The organism is Kitasatospora sp. NPDC058190 (assembly GCF_042883685.1).
GTDB lineage: Bacteria > Actinomycetota > Actinomycetes > Streptomycetales > Streptomycetaceae > Kitasatospora.
This window is the reverse complement of the sequence record NZ_JBHVVI010000014.1, coordinates 80915-95768: the sequence shown is the minus strand read 5'-3', so window position 1 is coordinate 95768 and position 14854 is coordinate 80915. Positions and strand designations below refer to the sequence as shown.

The 14854-nt window shown below is 72.2% G+C and carries 17 protein-coding genes; 8 read left to right on the top strand and 9 right to left on the bottom strand.

What is annotated here, in order from left to right; translation table 11 throughout:
• Nucleotides 1–78 precede the first annotated feature (78 nt).
• Complete coding sequence (locus tag ACFVWU_RS09390) at nucleotides 79–888, top strand: aminoglycoside N(3)-acetyltransferase (protein ID WP_387617437.1); 810 nt, start codon at nucleotides 79–81, stop codon at nucleotides 886–888.
• A gap of 64 nt (nucleotides 889–952) precedes the next feature.
• On the opposite strand, the gene ACFVWU_RS09385 is transcribed toward ACFVWU_RS09390, so the two are convergent.
• The 5 genes from ACFVWU_RS09385 to ACFVWU_RS09365 all read right to left on the bottom strand — a co-directional run bounded on the left by ACFVWU_RS09385 (nucleotide 953) and on the right by ACFVWU_RS09365 (nucleotide 6072).
• Nucleotides 953–2479 carry a M1 family metallopeptidase gene (locus ACFVWU_RS09385; RefSeq protein WP_387617435.1) on the bottom strand — a complete coding sequence of 509 codons (1527 nt, stop codon included), beginning with the start codon at nucleotides 2477–2479 and terminating at the stop codon, nucleotides 953–955.
• Between the two features lie 213 nt (nucleotides 2480–2692).
• Complete coding sequence (locus ACFVWU_RS09380) at nucleotides 2693–3565, bottom strand: sulfurtransferase (RefSeq protein WP_387617433.1); 873 nt, start codon at nucleotides 3563–3565, stop codon at nucleotides 2693–2695.
• A gap of 105 nt (nucleotides 3566–3670) precedes the next feature.
• A complete protein-coding gene (locus ACFVWU_RS09375; protein WP_387617431.1) occupies nucleotides 3671–4801 on the bottom strand; it encodes a class I SAM-dependent methyltransferase in 1131 nt (376 codons plus the stop codon).
• A 147-nt stretch (nucleotides 4802–4948) separates the two neighbouring features.
• Nucleotides 4949–5275: a hypothetical protein gene (locus tag ACFVWU_RS09370; RefSeq protein WP_387617429.1), complete on the bottom strand. Its 327-nt coding sequence runs from the start codon at nucleotides 5273–5275 to the stop codon at nucleotides 4949–4951.
• 188 nt (nucleotides 5276–5463) lie between these two features.
• Nucleotides 5464–6072 carry a polysaccharide deacetylase family protein gene (locus tag ACFVWU_RS09365; RefSeq protein WP_387617427.1) on the bottom strand — a complete coding sequence of 203 codons (609 nt, stop codon included), beginning with the start codon at nucleotides 6070–6072 and terminating at the stop codon, nucleotides 5464–5466.
• Nucleotides 6073–6079: 7 nt separating this feature from the next.
• Between ACFVWU_RS09365 and ACFVWU_RS09360 the strand changes: the two genes are divergently transcribed.
• Both ACFVWU_RS09360 and ACFVWU_RS09355 read left to right on the top strand, forming a co-directional pair.
• Nucleotides 6080–6250, top strand: a complete 171-nt coding sequence (locus tag ACFVWU_RS09360) for a hypothetical protein (RefSeq protein WP_387617425.1) — start codon at nucleotides 6080–6082, stop codon at nucleotides 6248–6250.
• Nucleotides 6251–6588: 338 nt separating this feature from the next.
• Nucleotides 6589–7449: an SAM-dependent methyltransferase gene (locus ACFVWU_RS09355; RefSeq protein ID WP_387617423.1), complete on the top strand. Its 861-nt coding sequence runs from the start codon at nucleotides 6589–6591 to the stop codon at nucleotides 7447–7449.
• 59 nt (nucleotides 7450–7508) lie between these two features.
• On the opposite strand, the gene ACFVWU_RS09350 is transcribed toward ACFVWU_RS09355, so the two are convergent.
• Nucleotides 7509–8378: an Fpg/Nei family DNA glycosylase gene (locus ACFVWU_RS09350; RefSeq protein ID WP_387617421.1), complete on the bottom strand. Its 870-nt coding sequence runs from the start codon at nucleotides 8376–8378 to the stop codon at nucleotides 7509–7511.
• 232 nt (nucleotides 8379–8610) lie between these two features.
• Between ACFVWU_RS09350 and ACFVWU_RS09345 the strand changes: the two genes are divergently transcribed.
• The 4 genes from ACFVWU_RS09345 to ACFVWU_RS09330 all read left to right on the top strand — a co-directional run bounded on the left by ACFVWU_RS09345 (nucleotide 8611) and on the right by ACFVWU_RS09330 (nucleotide 11371).
• Nucleotides 8611–9084, top strand: coding sequence for an SRPBCC family protein (locus ACFVWU_RS09345; RefSeq protein WP_387617419.1), 474 nt, complete (start codon nucleotides 8611–8613; stop codon nucleotides 9082–9084).
• 98 nt (nucleotides 9085–9182) lie between these two features.
• Nucleotides 9183–9842, top strand: a complete 660-nt coding sequence (locus ACFVWU_RS09340) for a hypothetical protein (protein WP_387617417.1) — start codon at nucleotides 9183–9185, stop codon at nucleotides 9840–9842.
• A gap of 105 nt (nucleotides 9843–9947) precedes the next feature.
• Nucleotides 9948–10742, top strand: coding sequence for a DsbA family protein (locus ACFVWU_RS09335; protein ID WP_387617415.1), 795 nt, complete (start codon nucleotides 9948–9950; stop codon nucleotides 10740–10742).
• A complete protein-coding gene (locus ACFVWU_RS09330; RefSeq protein ID WP_387617413.1) occupies nucleotides 10739–11371 on the top strand; it encodes a vitamin K epoxide reductase family protein in 633 nt (210 codons plus the stop codon). The genes ACFVWU_RS09335 and ACFVWU_RS09330 overlap by 4 nt, the downstream gene beginning before the upstream one ends.
• Nucleotides 11372–11441: 70 nt before the next feature.
• Here the strand turns inward: ACFVWU_RS09330 and ACFVWU_RS09325 are convergent, their stop codons facing one another.
• From ACFVWU_RS09325 to ACFVWU_RS09315, 3 genes are read right to left on the bottom strand one after another with little or no spacing between them, the layout of a single operon-like run.
• A complete protein-coding gene (locus tag ACFVWU_RS09325) occupies nucleotides 11442–12440 on the bottom strand; it encodes an adenosine deaminase (RefSeq protein WP_387617411.1) in 999 nt (332 codons plus the stop codon).
• A gap of 50 nt (nucleotides 12441–12490) precedes the next feature.
• Complete coding sequence (locus ACFVWU_RS09320) at nucleotides 12491–13786, bottom strand: MFS transporter (protein WP_387617409.1); 1296 nt, start codon at nucleotides 13784–13786, stop codon at nucleotides 12491–12493.
• Complete coding sequence (locus tag ACFVWU_RS09315) at nucleotides 13783–14376, bottom strand: ArsR/SmtB family transcription factor (protein ID WP_387617407.1); 594 nt, start codon at nucleotides 14374–14376, stop codon at nucleotides 13783–13785. The genes ACFVWU_RS09320 and ACFVWU_RS09315 overlap by 4 nt, the downstream gene beginning before the upstream one ends.
• Nucleotides 14377–14528: 152 nt before the next feature.
• Between ACFVWU_RS09315 and ACFVWU_RS09310 the strand changes: the two genes are divergently transcribed.
• Nucleotides 14529–14810, top strand: coding sequence for a DUF6158 family protein (locus tag ACFVWU_RS09310; protein WP_387617405.1), 282 nt, complete (start codon nucleotides 14529–14531; stop codon nucleotides 14808–14810).
• The last annotated feature ends 44 nt before the right edge of the window (nucleotides 14811–14854 follow it).

The following is a 14854-nucleotide window of genomic DNA, read 5'->3' as shown; positions in this document are numbered from 1 at the left end:
GCACCTCCTCCGTCGGCCGATTGTCAGTGCCGCCCGCTATGGTCGCGCCCTGACATGCCATCACCAGGGGGAACCACCATGACCGCACCGGGCAGCAGCCCGCTCACCATCGCCGAACTCGTGGACGGCTGGCGCCGGGTCGGCGTCCGCGAGGGCATGGCGCTGATCGTGCACTCCTCGCTCTCCAGCCTCGGCCGGGTCGAGGGCGGCGCGCAGGCCGTGGTGGCCAGCCTGCGCGAGGCGGTCGGGCCGGGCGGCACCGTCGCGGCGCCCGCCTTCACCACCGGCACGGTCTGCGACCCGGCGCCGGAGCAGACCGGCGTACCCACCCCCGAGGTCGCCGAACTCCGCGCCGCCGTCCCGCTGTTCCACCCCGACCTGCCCTCCCGGATGGGCGCGGTGGCCGAGGCGCTGCGCGCCCTGCCGGAGAGCCTCCGCAGCACCCACCCGCAGGCCTCGGTCGCCGCCGTCGGCGCCCACGCCCGGGAGGTCACCGCCCGCCGATCGCTCGGCTTCGCCGTCGGCCGGGAGTCGCCCTTCGGTGCCCTGCACGACCTCGACGGCTACGTGCTGCTGATCGGCGTCGGGCACAACCGCAACACCTTCCTGCACTACGCCGAGACCTTTGTCCCCAACCGCCGGCTCAAGCTGCGCCGCTTCCCGATGGCGATCCAGGGCGAGCGGGTCTGGATCGAGACGCTCGACGTGGGCAACGACAACGACACCCACTTCCCGGTCGTGGGGCGAGAGTTCGAGGAGCAGGCCGGCATCCGCGAGGTGCTGGTCGGCAACGCGCCCTGCCGTCTCGTCCCAGTCCGCGAGCTCATACCCTTCGCCGTCCGCCGCCTCACCGAACTCCTGGCGGCGGACGGCCCCGGAGCGGCGTAGCCCGGCCACGCACGTTTCCGTGAGCGGCCGGGCCGTGTCCGTCACCCAGCTACGCGGCTCGGTGTCAGTGCTGCTCGTCGTGCAGCGAGTTGGTGTCCTGGATCTTCTTCCAGGACTTCGGCTCCACCGGCAGCTGCCCGTCACCCCGGTCCGCGCCCGGCGCCAGCGAGGCCGCGGCCGGGGTGCCCGCCGGCACCGGTCCGACGGCGGGCTTGGCGGCGGTGAACAGCCAGGTGGTGAAGAGGTCGCCGAGCTTCTTCCCGGAGACCTTCTCCGCGTACGCCTGGAACTCCGGGATGGTCGCGTTGCCGTAGCGCCGCTCGGTGGGCCAGCCCTTGAGGATCTGGAAGAACTTCTCGTCCCCGACGGCGTTGCGCAGCGCCTGGATGGCCACCGCGCCCCGGTCGTACACGGCGCTCGCGAACTGGTTCTGCGCGCCCGGGTCGCCCGGCTTGACGGTCCAGAACGGGTCGTCGGCCGGGTGCGAGGCGTAGACGTAGTCGGCCAGCTCCTGCGCGGTGCCCTCGTCCTCGTGCTCGGACCAGAGGAACTGCGCGTACCGGGCGAAGCCCTCGTTCAGCCAGATGTCGCTCCAGCGCGAGAGCGAGACGCTGTCGCCGTACCACTGGTGGGCCAGCTCGTGCACGACCACCGAGGTGTTGGCGCCCTTGGAGAACTGCCGGGGGCTGTAGAAGACCCGGGTCTGGGTCTCCAGGGCGAAGCCGGTCGGGACGTTGGGGACGTAGCCGCCGACCGAGCTGAACGGGTAGTCGCCGAAGATGCCGCTCAGCCAGTCCACCAGCTCGCCGGTGCGCTCGACACTGGCCCGGGCCGCGTCCCCGTTGTCCCCGAGGTCCTTGCTGTACGCGTTGTAGACCGGCAGCCCGCTCGGCGTGGTGTCCGTGCTGATGTCGAACTTGCCGACCGCGAGCGTGGCCAGATAGGTCGCCTGGGGCTTGTTCTCGCGCCAGCTGTAGCGGGTCCAGCCGGCCTGGGAGGTGGCGCCGGCCAGGATGCCGTTGCTGATCACCTGGTTGCCGTCCGGCACCTGCACCGAGACGTCGAAGGTGGCCTTGTCGCTCGGGTGGTCGTTGCTCGGGAACCACCACCAGGCCGACTCGGGCTCGCCCGCCGCCACCGCGCCGTCCGGTGTGCGCAGCCAGGCGGTGAAGCCGTACTTCTTCACGGTGGACGGCACGCCCTTGTAGCGGACCACCACGGTGGCCTGGCTGCCCTTGGCCAGCGGCCGGGCCGGGGTGACCTCCAGCTCCTGCTCGCCGCTGGTGGCGAAGGTCGCGGGCCGCCCGTTGACCCGGACCTCCGAGACGTTCAGCGCGAAGTCGAGGTTGAACCGGGACAGGTCCTGGGTCGCCGTGGCGAGGATGGTGGTGGTGCCCTCCAGTTCGTCGGTGGCGGGCTGGTACTTCAGCCGGATGTCGTAGTGCGAGACGCGGTATCCGCCGTTGCCGTAGGTCGGGTAGTAGGGGTCGCCGACCCCGGCCGCGCCGGGTTGGAAGTCGGCGGCCGAGGCGGGGACGGCCAGGAACAGGCTCAGGGCACTGGCAGCAGAGACGATCAGCCTCTTGCGCAACGTGGTCCTCCAGGATCACCGGAACGATGGGTCGGATCGATCCTTGTCCCGGTGGCCCTCGGCCCACTCCCCAATTGTGAGATGTTCATGAAAAGAAACGCGCCGAAATGACGCCGCCGCAGTACTGTCACCCGTCCCGGCCGTCACCCACGCCCCACGGCCGTGCGACCCGAACGGCCGCCGCGCCGGCTGCCCCGCCCCGAGGGCGTTCCGCTACGCCCCCAGCACCACCGGCGCCCGGACCAACGAGCCGTACTCCGTCCACGAGCCGTCGTAGTTCTTCACGTGCGGGTACCCCAGCAGCTCGGTGAGCGCGAACCAGGTGTGCGCGGACCGCTCGCCGATCCGGCAGTAGGCGATCACCTCGCGCTCCGCCTCCACGCCCTTGCCCGCGTACAGCGCCCGCAGCTCCTCGGCCGAGCGGAACGACCCGTCGTCGTTGGCGGCCTGCGACCAGGGCACGTTGACCGCCCCGGGGATGTGCCCCGGCACCTGGGCCTGCTCCTGCGGCAGGTGCGGCGGCGCGATCAGCTCGCCCCGGAACTCCGCCGGGGAGCGGACGTCCACCAGCACCGCGTCCGCGCCGGGCTTGGCGAACACCTCGGCCTTGGCCAGCACCTCGTCCCGCAGCGCCCGCAGTTCGGGCCGCTCCGGCCCGGTCAGCCGGTAGCCGGTGTGCTGGTAGTCCATCACTTCCCGGGTGAGCTCCCGCCCCTCCAGCTCCCACTTCTTGCGCCCGCCGTCGAGCAGTCGCACCGGCCCGAAGCCGCGCAGCCGCAGCAGCCAGTAGGCGTAGGCGGCGAACCAGTTGTTGTTGCCGCCGTACAGCACCACGGTGGTGTCGTCCTCCACCCCGGCCGCCCGCAGCAGGCGCTGGACGCCCTCGCGGTCGACGTAGTCGCGGCCGACCTGGCTGTGCAGGTCGGTGGTCCAGTTCCAGCCGACCGCGCCGGGAATGTGGTCCCGGTCGTAGGCGGTGCTGTCCTCGTCCACCTCGACGACCCGGATCGTCCCGTCGTCCAGGTGGTGGGCCAGCCACTCGGTGTGCACCAGCGCCTCGGGGTGCGCGTAGCCGTTGCCGGTCATCCCAGGCCCTCCTTCGCTCTGCCCAGGCTGCGGCGCCCGACCACGGGCGGGGCAGGCCGCGCTGGGCACGGCGAGGCTCCGGCGACCGGGCCGGACAGTTCGAAGCTACGCCGACCCTCCGGCCCGGTCCACTCCGGCCCGGACCGGCCCCGTCAGCCGGCCCGCCGCGCCGTCCAGCCGGGCCAGGTAGTACAGGTTCAGCACGTCCCCCTCGACGCGTTTCACGTCCACCAGCCGGAACCCGGCCTCCGCCAGCATCCGCCGGGCCGTCTGCTCGCCCCAGACCGTCCCGAGGCCCTCGCCGTCCTCACCGAGCGAGACCGTCATGCAGAAGAAGGTCGAGAAGGTGTACAGCGCGGGCGCCAGCGGGTGGTCGATGTTCTCCTCCAGCTTGCTGCTGGCGTCGATGTCGCCCATCAGGAAGACGCCGCCTGGCCGCAGCGCGCCCGCGATCGCGGCCAGGGTGCGGGTCGGCCGGGCCAGGTCGTGGATCACGTCGAAGGCGGTGACCAGGTCGTACCTGCCGGTCAGCTCGGCGCAGTCGGCGACCTCGAACCAGGCGTTGTGGAGGCCGAGTTCGGCCGCCGCTTCGCGGGCGGCGGCGACGCCCTCGGCGGAGATGTCGATCCCGGTGAACCGGCTCGCGGGGAACGCCTCGGCCAGCACGGTGACGGCGTGTCCCTGCCCGGTGCCGATGTCCAGCGCGTCGATGCCGGCCCGTAGCCGCTCGGTCAGCCCGGGCACCATCGGCACGATCGCGTCCACCAGCGCCAGGTCGTACACCCGGGCGGTCTCCTCGGCCTCCAGCTGCTGGAAGCGCGGGTAGGCCGAGTACGGCATTCCGCCGCCGGTGCGGAAGTGGCCGAGCAGCTCCTGCTCGACCTCGCCCATCATCGCGAGGAACGGCATCATGCCCGCCAGGTTCGCCGGGCCGGCCGTTCTGGTCAGTGACGCCGCGTGTTCGGGCGGCAGCGTGTAGCGGCGCTGTTGCGGATCGTACTCGACGAACCCGGCGACCACCATGCCGCCCAGCCACTCGCGCACGTAGCGCTCGTTCAGCCCGGCGGCGCGGGCGATCTCCTCGCTGGTCGACGGCGCGAGCCCGGCCATCAGGTCGAAGAGCCCGGTCTGGTGGCCGATGCTGGTCAGGAGTCCCAGGCAGGCGTCGTTCAGGACCTCCAGCACGCGTCCGGCGAAGTCCTCCTGCTTCGCCACATCCAGATCCCGTACGGACATCACTCCTCCTCCGTAGCCGGGACGGCGACCCCCTCCCTGTCACGCTACGCGCATGCCATCCGGGCGGGCAGCCCGACGATTCCAGGCGGTCGCCGAACTGCCCCGCACGTCGCCGGAGACCGGCCGGATCGGAGAGGCGTCAGTGGGTCAGGAGAAAATCGCCGAGCGCAGCTTCAGCCGGTCGCCGAGCTTCTTTCCGGGGTTCATGACGTAGAAGACGTCACCGTTGCAGTCGAAGTCGAGGAACACCGTCGCCGTGGAGGTGGTGAGGTTCTCCGGAGCGAAGCCCGGATTCTCCTCGGTGGTGAACGGAAGGTTGACGCACTTGCCGCTCTCCGGGTCGGCGAGGCCGGTCGGAACACCCGGACCGACCTTGTAGAGGAAATCACCGGTGGCGGCGTTGGCGGACATCGGAACGGCAAGGACCAGGGCGACGGCACTGGCGACGGCGAGCGCGGCATTGCGGAGACGCATGGGTGAGGGCCTTTCAGGTGGTACGCGAGGTACCAAAGGAATTGGTGCGAGATCACCCTAGAGGCCCAAAATCCGCAGAAACGGTTCTCCCAATCCACTCGTTCGAGTGGTTTAAAGAGCAAAGCCGCTACTCACCTCGCTCGCCAGTGCCTGTCCGTATCAGACGCCCGGTTCCCGGATTCCGCAGGTCAGTTCGGCGGCGCCGTGAACAGGTACCCGGAGTCGATCAGCGCCGGGAGGTACGACCTCAGCGCCGCCACCGTCTGCGAGCGGTCCCCGCCGCCGTCGTGGTTGAGCACGATCGACCCGGGCCGGACGTCCTTGAGGATCCGGTCGGTGATCGCCGAGGTGCCCGGCTGGGCCCAGTCCCGCGGATCCACCGACCAGCCCAGGTTCCGCATCCCGAGGTCGGCGCTCACCTTGAGTGACACCGGCGACCAGTCCCCGCCCGGCGCGCGGAACCAGGTGGGCTGCCGGCCGGTGGTCCGGTGCAGCAGGTCGGAGGTGCGCTCCAGCTCGTCCCGGACCTTGTCCTCGGACATGTGCCGCAGGTCCGGATGGGTCCAGGTGTGGTTGGCGATGTGATGGCCGCGGTCCGCGATCTCCTTCACCAGGCCCGGGTGCTCGACGACGTTCTCGCCGATCAGGAAGAAGGTCGCGCGGATCCCGTGCTGCTGCAGCAGGTCCAGCACGGCGGGCGTGTACCGGGGGTCCGGGCCGTCGTCGATGGTGAGCGCCACCACCCGCTGCGCCGGGTCCAGCTCGTACACCGGCTTGCTCTCCGCATCGGTGAGCACCCGGCGAATGGGCTCCAGGCCCGGTGCGGAGGCCGAGCCGAAGGGCGGCACCGGTGAGGGCACGGCGGGCGAGACGGACGGCCACGGCGACGGTGTCACGAGCGACGCGGCCGAGGGCGCCGGGGCGCCGGGCCCACCCGCCGCCGCGGTCTCCGGAGCGGCCGCCGAGGTGGCGTGATCCCCCTCGTTCCAGGGGCTCTTGCAACCGGCGGCCGCGCCCAGCAGGGACATCCCCGCGGCGACCAGCAGCAACCTACGCGAGGTGATCCGAGATGTCACCGAGGCTTTAATCTGACGATCTGACAGCATTCTGGATGCTTCCCCCGCCGGTCACCGCCGATCTCCAAGGGCAACTCCGACGGACCCGATCACCACTCCGACGGCCCAGGGCGACCGGCCGTACACCCCGCACGCCCGGCCCTTCCCCGGCTCTTCCCCGACCGGACGCCCGGCCTCCCGCCGAGGCCGCTACGCTGTGCTCCCCAGTGTGATGATCCGCCATCAGAGGACGTGGCCATGACGACGAGTCAGGACTTCCCCCAGCAGGGCCCGCAGGACGAGGACGCCGCCGAGCCGAGCCAGTGGGAACGTTTCGGCGTCGACACCACCACTCCGCACTCAGCGCGCGTGTACGACTACTGGCTGGGCGGCAAGACCAACTTCCCGCCGGACCGCGCCATGGGGCAGGCCATCGAGGAGGCCGTGCCGAGCGTCAAGGAGATGGCCAAGGCCAACCGCGCCTTCCAGGGCCGGGCGGTCCGCTACCTGGCCCAGGAACACGGCATCCGCCAGTTCCTCGACCTCGGCACCGGCATCCCCACCTCGCCGAACACCCACGAGATCGCCGAGGCGGTCAGCCCCGGCACCCGGGTGGTCTACGTCGACAACGACCCGATCGTGCTCGCCCACGCCCGCGCCCTGATGGTCTCCAGCCCGGCCAGTCGTACCACCTACATCCACGCCGACCTGCGCAAGCCGGAGGAACTGTTCGTCGACCCGGCGCTCACCTCCACCCTGGACCTCACCCAGCCGGTCGGCCTGCTGATGATCGCCGTCCTGATGCTGATCGCCGACGAGGACGACCCATGGGGCCGGGTCGCCGCGCTGCGCGACGCCCTGCCCGTCGGCAGCTGCATCGCCCTCACCACCCCCACCCCGGACTTCGACCCGGAGGCGGTCGGCAAGGTCGCCGAGGCGGCCCGGGCCGGCGGGATGACCCTGGTGCCGCGCGGCTACGACGACGTGCTCCGCTTCTTCGACGGCTGGGAGCTGGTCGAGCCGGGCGTCGCCCCGGTCCTGGCCTGGCGCCCGGACGGCGAGCCGCCGGCCGACCCGAAGGCGGCGTACTACTGGGGCGGCGTCGCCATCAAGCGCTGACGCCGTCGAGCGCTGAGCACCCCCGGGCGGGACGGCCGCGCGCCGTCCCGCCCAAAACGTCACTTCAGCAGCCGCGACAGCCGCCGGTCCGCCAGCGGCTTGCCCCCGGTCTGACAGGTCGGGCAGTACTGCAGCGAGGAGTCCGCGAAGGACACCTCCCGCACGGTGTCCCCGCAGACCGGGCAGGGCCGGCCGGTCCGCCCGTGCACCCGCAGCCCGAGCTTCTTCTCCGCCTTCAGCTCCCCCGCCGCCAGCCCCCGCGAGCGCTCCACCGCGTCGCGCAGCGTGCTGCGGAGCGCCTCGTACAGCCGCGCCGTCTCCTCCTCCGTCAGGCCGGCCGCCAGTTTGTACGGCGACATCCGGGCCGCGTGCAGCACCTCGTCCGAGTAGGCGTTGCCCACGCCCGCCAGCACGCCCTGGTCGCGCAGCACTCCCTTGAGCCGGCGGCGGTCGCCCCGCATCAGGGCGGCGAAGTCGTCGAAGGTGAAGCCGGGGTCGAGCGGGTCCGGGCCGAGCCTGGCCACGCCCGGCACCTCGGCCGGATCCTTCACCACGTAGACGGCGAGCCCCTTCTTCGTCCCGGCTTCGGTGAGGTCGAAGCCGTCCCCGGCCTCGCCCTCCAGGCGCACCCGCAGGGCGAGCGGGTTCCTCGGGCTCGGACGCGGCGGCTCGGCGGGCAGGCCGTCCTTCCAGCGCAACCAGCCGGCCCGGGCCAGGTGGACGACCAGGTGCAACCCGCCGACCTCGATGTCCAGGAACTTGCCGTGCCGGGTCACCGGCCCGACCGTCCGCCCCTCCAGGGCCGTCACCGGCGGGTCGTACGTCTTCAGCGCGCTGATCGCCACCGGCTGCACCCGGGCGATCACGCGCCCGGTCAGCCGCTCGGACAGGAAGGCGCTCAACGCCTCCACCTCGGGCAGCTCCGGCATGCGCCCAGTCTCCCCCACCCCGCGCCGCCCCGCTCCCGCGTCAGCCGCCCCTCCCCACCACCTGCCCCGGCCCCCCTTTTGCCTCCCCCCGTCCCGAAGAGCAGGCTGGGACCCGAGGAGGCCCCGCAACGAGGGAGCGCGACATGGAGGTCCTCCCGGCCGAAGGCCGGGGAAGATTCACCGAGGGGCGCGCGTTGTGCCAAGCGCCCACCCAGCGCAGCGAGGAGGGCTCATGAGCACTCTTGAGGAACAGATCGACATCGCCGCCCCCGTCCTCGCCGCCTGGGAGCAGCTGCACCGGGTGCGCGAGTACCCGCAGTTCGTGGACGGCGTCCGCAGCGCGCACCCGCACGGCAGGAACCTCGCACACCTCGGGGTGCAGGTCAGCGGTACCGAGCACTCGGTCGACACCGAGATCACCGATCTCGGCCGGGGCCGGGTGATGTCCTGGCGGACGCTGAACTCCGCCCATCTGCGCGGCGCCTTCGCGCTGCTGCCGCTCGACGCCCGGCACACCCGGTTGCAGATCCGGGTGGAGTACGACCCGGAGGCGGTGCAGCGGGAGTTCGGCGGCCCGCGCGGCTTCGCTCAGGCCGGGGCGATCGAGCGGGCGGTGCGCGAGGACCTGGAGCACTTCCGGGAGCTGGTCGAGGCCCGGGTGAGTGCCGCCGACGGTCACCGGAAGGACTCCCACAACGCCCCGTAAGAAACACATAAGCCCAGCTCAGGACGGGCGGTGAGGCTGTTCACAGCCCGCCGTCCGGCCGACCGTTCCGCTTTCGACCTGTGGCAGACTCGGATGCCATGGACATCGGCCCGGTCACCAGGACGCTCCGCGCGGCGGTCTTCGCCGCGCTGGTCGTGCTGCTCGCCGGGCTCGGCCAGGTGCTGGTCACCGGCCGGGCGCTGCCGGTCGGCACGATGGGGCTGGCCGCCGTCGCCGTGTTCGTCGTGGCCTTCGCCCTGGCCGGCCGCGAGCGCGGCTACCCGGCGATCGCGGCGGTGTTCCTGCCGCTGGAGCTGGGCGTCAGCGCACTCTTCGACCTCGCGCAGAGCACCTGTCCCTCCCTGCCGCCCGGCGCCGCGCACGGCTTCCAGCCGCTGCTGTGCGGCGGCGGCTCGCTCGGCGGGTTCCTGCTCGGCCACGGCGTCTCCCAGCAGGCCGGCGTCCTGCTGCTCCTGCTGCTGCACACGGTGATCGCGCTGGCCGGCGCGTTCTGGCTGCGCCGTGCGGACGCCGCCCTGACCGGGCTCGCCCGCGCGGTCCGGATGCTGGGCGAGTTCCTGCAGCGCCACCTTCCGGCCGCCGCCCGCTGGTTGCTGCTGCTCGCCGCGCCCGTCCCGGCCCGCCCGGTGGCGCGGGTGCCGTTCCCCCGGGCCAGCCGCGCGCTGGTCCCGGCCGAGGACGTGGTCGTCCGTCCGGCCGTCCGGCGTGGTCCGCCGGTGTTCGCCCTGGCCGTCTGAGCGTCCCTTCGCTCGGCCGGTCCTCGCTCCCCCGCGCGGACGCAGATCCGTTGCGCCCGCGCCTGCGCATGCCCGAGAGCACACGAGAGCACAGGACGACACCCCATGAGCAACACCCGTAAGACCGACAAGCAGACCACCGCCACCGAGCGCATGCGCGCCGCCCGCGCCCAGGCCGAGCGCTCCGGTCGCACGCGCCGCCGGGTCGTGGTCGGCGGCGCCTGCGCCGCCGTGCTCGCCCTCGCGGCGGGCGTGGCCTTCGCCGTCGGCGGCTCCTCCGGCTCCTCCTCGGACGCCGCCGCGAACGGCCCGCTGGTCGTCCCCGCCAACGCGACCGGCACCAACGGCACCGTGATCACCTACGGCAAGGCCGACGCCCCGCACACCCTGGAGGTCTACGAGGACTTCCGCTGCCCGTTCTGCGAGCAGCTGGAGACCACCACCGGCAAGACCGTCCAGCAGCTCGCCGACAACGGCACGTACAAGATCGAGTACCACCTGGCGACGTTCCTGGACAAGAACCTCGGCGGCAAGGGCTCGCGCACCGCGCTGGCCGCGGCCGGCGCCGCGCTCAACGAGGGCGTGGACAAGTTCAAGCAGTTCCACGACGTGCTGTACGCCAACCAACCGGACGAGCACAGCGACGCCTTCGGCGACGTCAACCACATCCTCGACCTGGCCGGCCAGGTGCCGGGCCTGAAGACCGACGCCTTCGTCAAGGCCGTCCAGGACGGCACCTACGCGCCCTGGGCGGCCAAGGTCAACGAGGAGTTCGACAAGAGCGACGTGACCGGCACCCCGACCGTCAAGCTGGACGGCAAGAAGCTGGACGTCCTCAGCAGCGGCAAGGCCGCCTCCCCCGAGCAGTTCACCGCGATGGTCAAGCAGGTGACCGGGTGACGGCCGCCGCCCCCGCCGCGCCGCCGAACTCCGCGCGGACCTACGGCGCGAGCCGTCCGTTCGCGTGGCTGCTGGTGGTCGGCGGCCTGGTCGGCCTGATCGCCTCGACGGTCCTCACCCTGGACAAGATCCGGCTGCTGCAGGACCCGTCGTACGTCCCCAACTGCAACATCAATCCGATCATCAGCTGCGGCTCGATCATGCGCAGCGACCAGGCGGAGGCCTTCGGCTTCCCCAACTCGCTGATCGGCCTGGTCGGCTTCGGGGTCGTCGTCGCGGTCGGCGCCGGGCTGCTCGCCGGGGCGACGTACCGGCGCTGGTTCTGGCTCGGCCTGCAGGCGGGGACGGTCTTCGGGATCGGCTTCGTCAGCTGGCTGATGTACCAGGCGCTGTACCGGATCGGCGCGCTCTGCCCGTACTGCATGGTGGTGTGGGCGGCGATGATCCCGCTGTTCTGGTACACCACCCTGCACAACCTGCGCAGCGGGGTGATCCCGGTGGGCCCGAAGGCGCGGGTGGTCGTGCGGGAGGCCGCGCGCTACCACTGGGTCGTCCCGGCCCTGTGGTACGCGGTGATCGCGCTGCTGGTCCTCAACCGGTTCTGGTACTACTGGAGCGCCCTGATCTGATCCCCCTCCGCCGCCCCCACCTGCCACGGCCGGGGGCGGCGGTGGTCCCCGCCGCGCCCGGCCCGGTTGGTCAGCCCTCGACCGGGGCGAAGGTGAACTTCTCGACCTCGGCGAGGAGTTCGGCCCGGCGCCGGTCGTCGATGAAGGAGGCGCGGAAGGAGTTGGCGGCCAGCCGGCGCAGGGTCTCCTGGTCGAGGGCGAGGGCCTGGCGGACGGCGCGGAAGTTGTCCTCGACGTAGCCGCCGAAGTAGGCCGGGTCGTCGGAGTTGACGGTGACCAGCAGGCCGGCGTCGAGCATCTCGCGCAGCGGGTGGTCGGCGAGGGTGTCGACGCAGCGCAGGCGGACGTTGGAGAGCGGGCAGAGGGTGAGCGGGATCTGCTCGCGGACCAGGCGGGCGACGAGGTCGCCGTCCTCCAGGCAGCGCAGGCCGTGGTCGATCCGCTCCACGCCGAGGACGTCCAGCGCCTCGGTGATGTACGAGGCCGGGCCCTCCTCGCCCGCGTGGGCGACGCGGCGCAGGCCGGCCTCGGCGGCCCGCCGGTAGACCTCGCGGAACTTCGCCGGCGGGTTGCCGACCTCGGCCGAGTCCAGGCCGATGCCGGAGATCCGGTCGAAGTAGGGGCGGGCGGCCTCGAAGGTCTCCAGCGCGGAGTCGGCGGACTCGTCGCGCAGGAAGCACATGATGAGCTGGGTGCTGATGCCGTACCGCTCCTCGCTGCGCGACAGCGCCCGCGTCAGCCCGTCCACCACCACGCCGAGCGGCACCCCGCGTGCGGTGTGCGCCTGGGGGTCGAAGAAGATCTCGGCGTGCCGCACGCCCTGCTCGGCGGCCCGGGCCAGGTACGCGTCGGCGAGGTCGGCGAAGTCCTGCTCGGTGCGCAGCACGGCCATCAGCGCGTAATAGAGGTCCAGGAAGGACTGCAGGTCGCTGAAGGAGTACGCCTTCCGCAGCTCCTCGGTGTCGGCGTACGGGAGCGCGACGGCGTTTCGCTCGGCGAGGGCGAAGGCGAGTTCGGGCTCCAGGGTGCCTTCGATGTGCAGGTGGAGTTCGGCCTTGGGAAGCGGCATCAGCGATCTGTCCGAAGGTAGTGGGGCGAACCTGAAGGTACGTGAAGAATTCATCCTACGATCTCCCCCTCCGGTGGGGGCGCTGTCGGCAACTCCCGGACGGTCCGCAGGGGCGAGAACAGCGGCAGCGTGCCGGCCAGCGTGAGCAGGCCGGTCATCACCCACATCGTCTCCCGCAGACCGATCACCGCGCCCAGCGCGCCGCCGGCCAGGGCTCCGAGCGGGATGGTGGCATGGACGGCGAACATCGATCCGGCCGCCACCCGGGTGAGCAGCTCGGGCGGGGTGTAGGACTGACGGAAGCTGCCGAGCACGATGTTGCAGAGCGCCACCGCCGCGACGACGGCGAGCGATCCGAGTACGAACAGCACCGTCCCGGGGCCCGGCCCGGCCAGCGGCATCAGCAGCCCGAACGGAACGACGGTGAGCAGCACGATCCGTGTCCCGCGCGCCGCCCCGAGCCGGCGGCACAGCGGGCGGGCCGCCAGCGAGCCGAGCACGCCGCCGACCGCGGCGGCGGAGGCGAAGGCGCCGACCCAGCCGGGGGCGATCCCGGCCGCCCGGACGAGGAACAGCGCCAGGATCGACTGGTAGCCCATGAGCGCGAAGTTCGCGGCGGCGCCGAAGCACAGGAAGGCGCGCAGGTACGGGTCGCCCAGCAGGAAGGACAGGCCCTCCCGGACCTGCCCGAGCATGCCCGCCTGCTCGCGGACCACCGGCTCCGGCCGGGGGCGGATCCGCAGCAGGGTGCCGGCCGCGATCAGGAAGCTCACCGCGTCGATGAGCAACCCGGCTGCCGCGCCGACGAGTTGGACGATCAGCCCGGCCAGTCCGCGCCCGGCGACCTCGGCCGCCGAGCCGCTGCCCGTCAGTTTGGCGTTGCCCTCGATCAGGTCCTCCGGCGCCACCAGCTCGGGCAGGTACGCCTGGTCGGCGGCGTCGAAGAACACCGAGGAGACCCCACTGAGGAAGGCCACGGCCAGCAGGTGCGCCATGGTGAGCACCCCGAACCAGCCCGCCACCGGCACGCTCGCGAACAGCGCCGCGGAGCCGAGGTTGCAGCCGATCATCACGGCCCGCCGGGACACCCGGCCGACCCACACCCCGGCCGGCAGGCCGAACAGCAGCCACGGCAGCCAGATCGCACTGGCCAGCAGGCCGGTGGCGAGCGGCCCGGCGTCCAGGGTGAGCACGGCGACCAGCGGCAGCGCGACGGTGGTGACGCTGCTGCCCAGCCGGCTGACGGTCTGCCCCGCCCACAGCAGCCGGAAGTCGCGTTGGGCGAACAGGCCCCAGCGGGAACGGACTTGAGGGCTTTCGGACGGCGGGGAGAGGGTGGCGGTCACGGCTTGGCCGGGACACTGTGGGAGAAGGCGAGGACGGTCTCGCGCTCCCGCCCGTCCTGGGGCACCGGCCGGTCGGCCCACTTCTGGATCACCGCGTGGAGGTCGGCGGCCAGCTCCCGGGCCTCGTCCGGGGTGAGTCGCAGCCAGGCCTGGGTGGCCACCGAGCAGCCGTCCTGCCAGTCGGGCCCGTACCCGCCGCGCCGGGCGGCCCATTCGCGGACCAGCTCGACCTGGCGTTCCAGCAGGATCGATCCGGCCGCGTCCGCGACGGCCTCGGCGACCGGGTCGCCGTCGAAGTCGGCCCTGGTCCAGCTGAGGTCCTTGTCGGCGAGCCGCCACCAGCGCTCGCGCCGGTCCCGGGCGAGCTCGGGCGCCTCCGCGATCAGTCCGCTCTCGGCCAGCACCTTCAGGTGGTGGCTGACGTTGCCGACCGCCTGCTCGGTGCGCTCGGCGAGCTGCCCGACGGTGGCCGGACCGTGCACCTTGAGCAGGTCGAGCAGCCGGCGGCGCAGCGGGTGGGTGAGGGCGGCGAGCACCCGGGAGTCGGAGATCTCCCGGGTGCCGCGCGGTTGGTCCGTCGTGTCGTCCATGGCTGGAGAATATCCACAAGAGCTCTTGTACGACATCTCTTTTACAACTTCTCTCGTGCAACTCGTCGACACATCCCACTCACCAGCACGGGTGTACGGGCAGGGGCCACCGGGCACCCGGTTAAGGGGGCTTCCGTCGAGGAGGTACCGAGATGCGGCACGCCAACGACCCGCACATCCGGCCCGAGGGCGTCTCCCCGCACGCTCTGGGCAACGACACCCTGCTGCACGAGCTGGAGCAGCTGCACCGCACGCGCCACGAGACCTTCCTCTACGGCTCGGAAGAGGCACTGAAGCGCCATACGCTGCGCACCGGGGAGCTGGAGGCCGAGTACCTGCACCGCTTCCCCAACCGGCAGGTGACCGCCGCGCGGACCAGGGCCGGAGCCCGGGCCCGGGAGGCGGCGGCCCGGGTGGAGTCGCTGCCGGAGTGACCGACCGGCCCTCACCCCCGGCGGGACACGCCGGGCGGCGGTGG

What these genes read in the sequence shown, in the direction of transcription:
- ACFVWU_RS09380 (WP_387617433.1), bottom strand. Translation starts at nt 3,565, where the DNA reads ATGACCGGCAACGGCTACGCGCACCCCGAGGCGCTGGTGCACACCGAG.
- ACFVWU_RS09310 (WP_387617405.1), top strand. Translation starts at nt 14,529, where the DNA reads ATGCGGCACGCCAACGACCCGCACATCCGGCCCGAGGGCGTCTCCCCG.
- ACFVWU_RS09315 (WP_387617407.1), bottom strand. Translation starts at nt 14,376, where the DNA reads ATGGACGACACGACGGACCAACCGCGCGGCACCCGGGAGATCTCCGAC.
- ACFVWU_RS09345 (WP_387617419.1), top strand. Translation starts at nt 8,611, where the DNA reads ATGAGCACTCTTGAGGAACAGATCGACATCGCCGCCCCCGTCCTCGCC.
- ACFVWU_RS09325 (WP_387617411.1), bottom strand. Translation starts at nt 12,440, where the DNA reads ATGCCGCTTCCCAAGGCCGAACTCCACCTGCACATCGAAGGCACCCTG.
- ACFVWU_RS09340 (WP_387617417.1), top strand. Translation starts at nt 9,183, where the DNA reads ATGGACATCGGCCCGGTCACCAGGACGCTCCGCGCGGCGGTCTTCGCC.
- ACFVWU_RS09390 (WP_387617437.1), top strand. Translation starts at nt 79, where the DNA reads ATGACCGCACCGGGCAGCAGCCCGCTCACCATCGCCGAACTCGTGGAC.
- ACFVWU_RS09335 (WP_387617415.1), top strand. Translation starts at nt 9,948, where the DNA reads ATGAGCAACACCCGTAAGACCGACAAGCAGACCACCGCCACCGAGCGC.
- ACFVWU_RS09375 (WP_387617431.1), bottom strand. Translation starts at nt 4,801, where the DNA reads ATGTCCGTACGGGATCTGGATGTGGCGAAGCAGGAGGACTTCGCCGGA.
- ACFVWU_RS09360 (WP_387617425.1), top strand. Translation starts at nt 6,080, where the DNA reads ATGGGCTCCAGGCCCGGTGCGGAGGCCGAGCCGAAGGGCGGCACCGGT.
- ACFVWU_RS09355 (WP_387617423.1), top strand. Translation starts at nt 6,589, where the DNA reads ATGACGACGAGTCAGGACTTCCCCCAGCAGGGCCCGCAGGACGAGGAC.
- ACFVWU_RS09370 (WP_387617429.1), bottom strand. Translation starts at nt 5,275, where the DNA reads ATGCGTCTCCGCAATGCCGCGCTCGCCGTCGCCAGTGCCGTCGCCCTG.
- ACFVWU_RS09350 (WP_387617421.1), bottom strand. Translation starts at nt 8,378, where the DNA reads ATGCCGGAGCTGCCCGAGGTGGAGGCGTTGAGCGCCTTCCTGTCCGAG.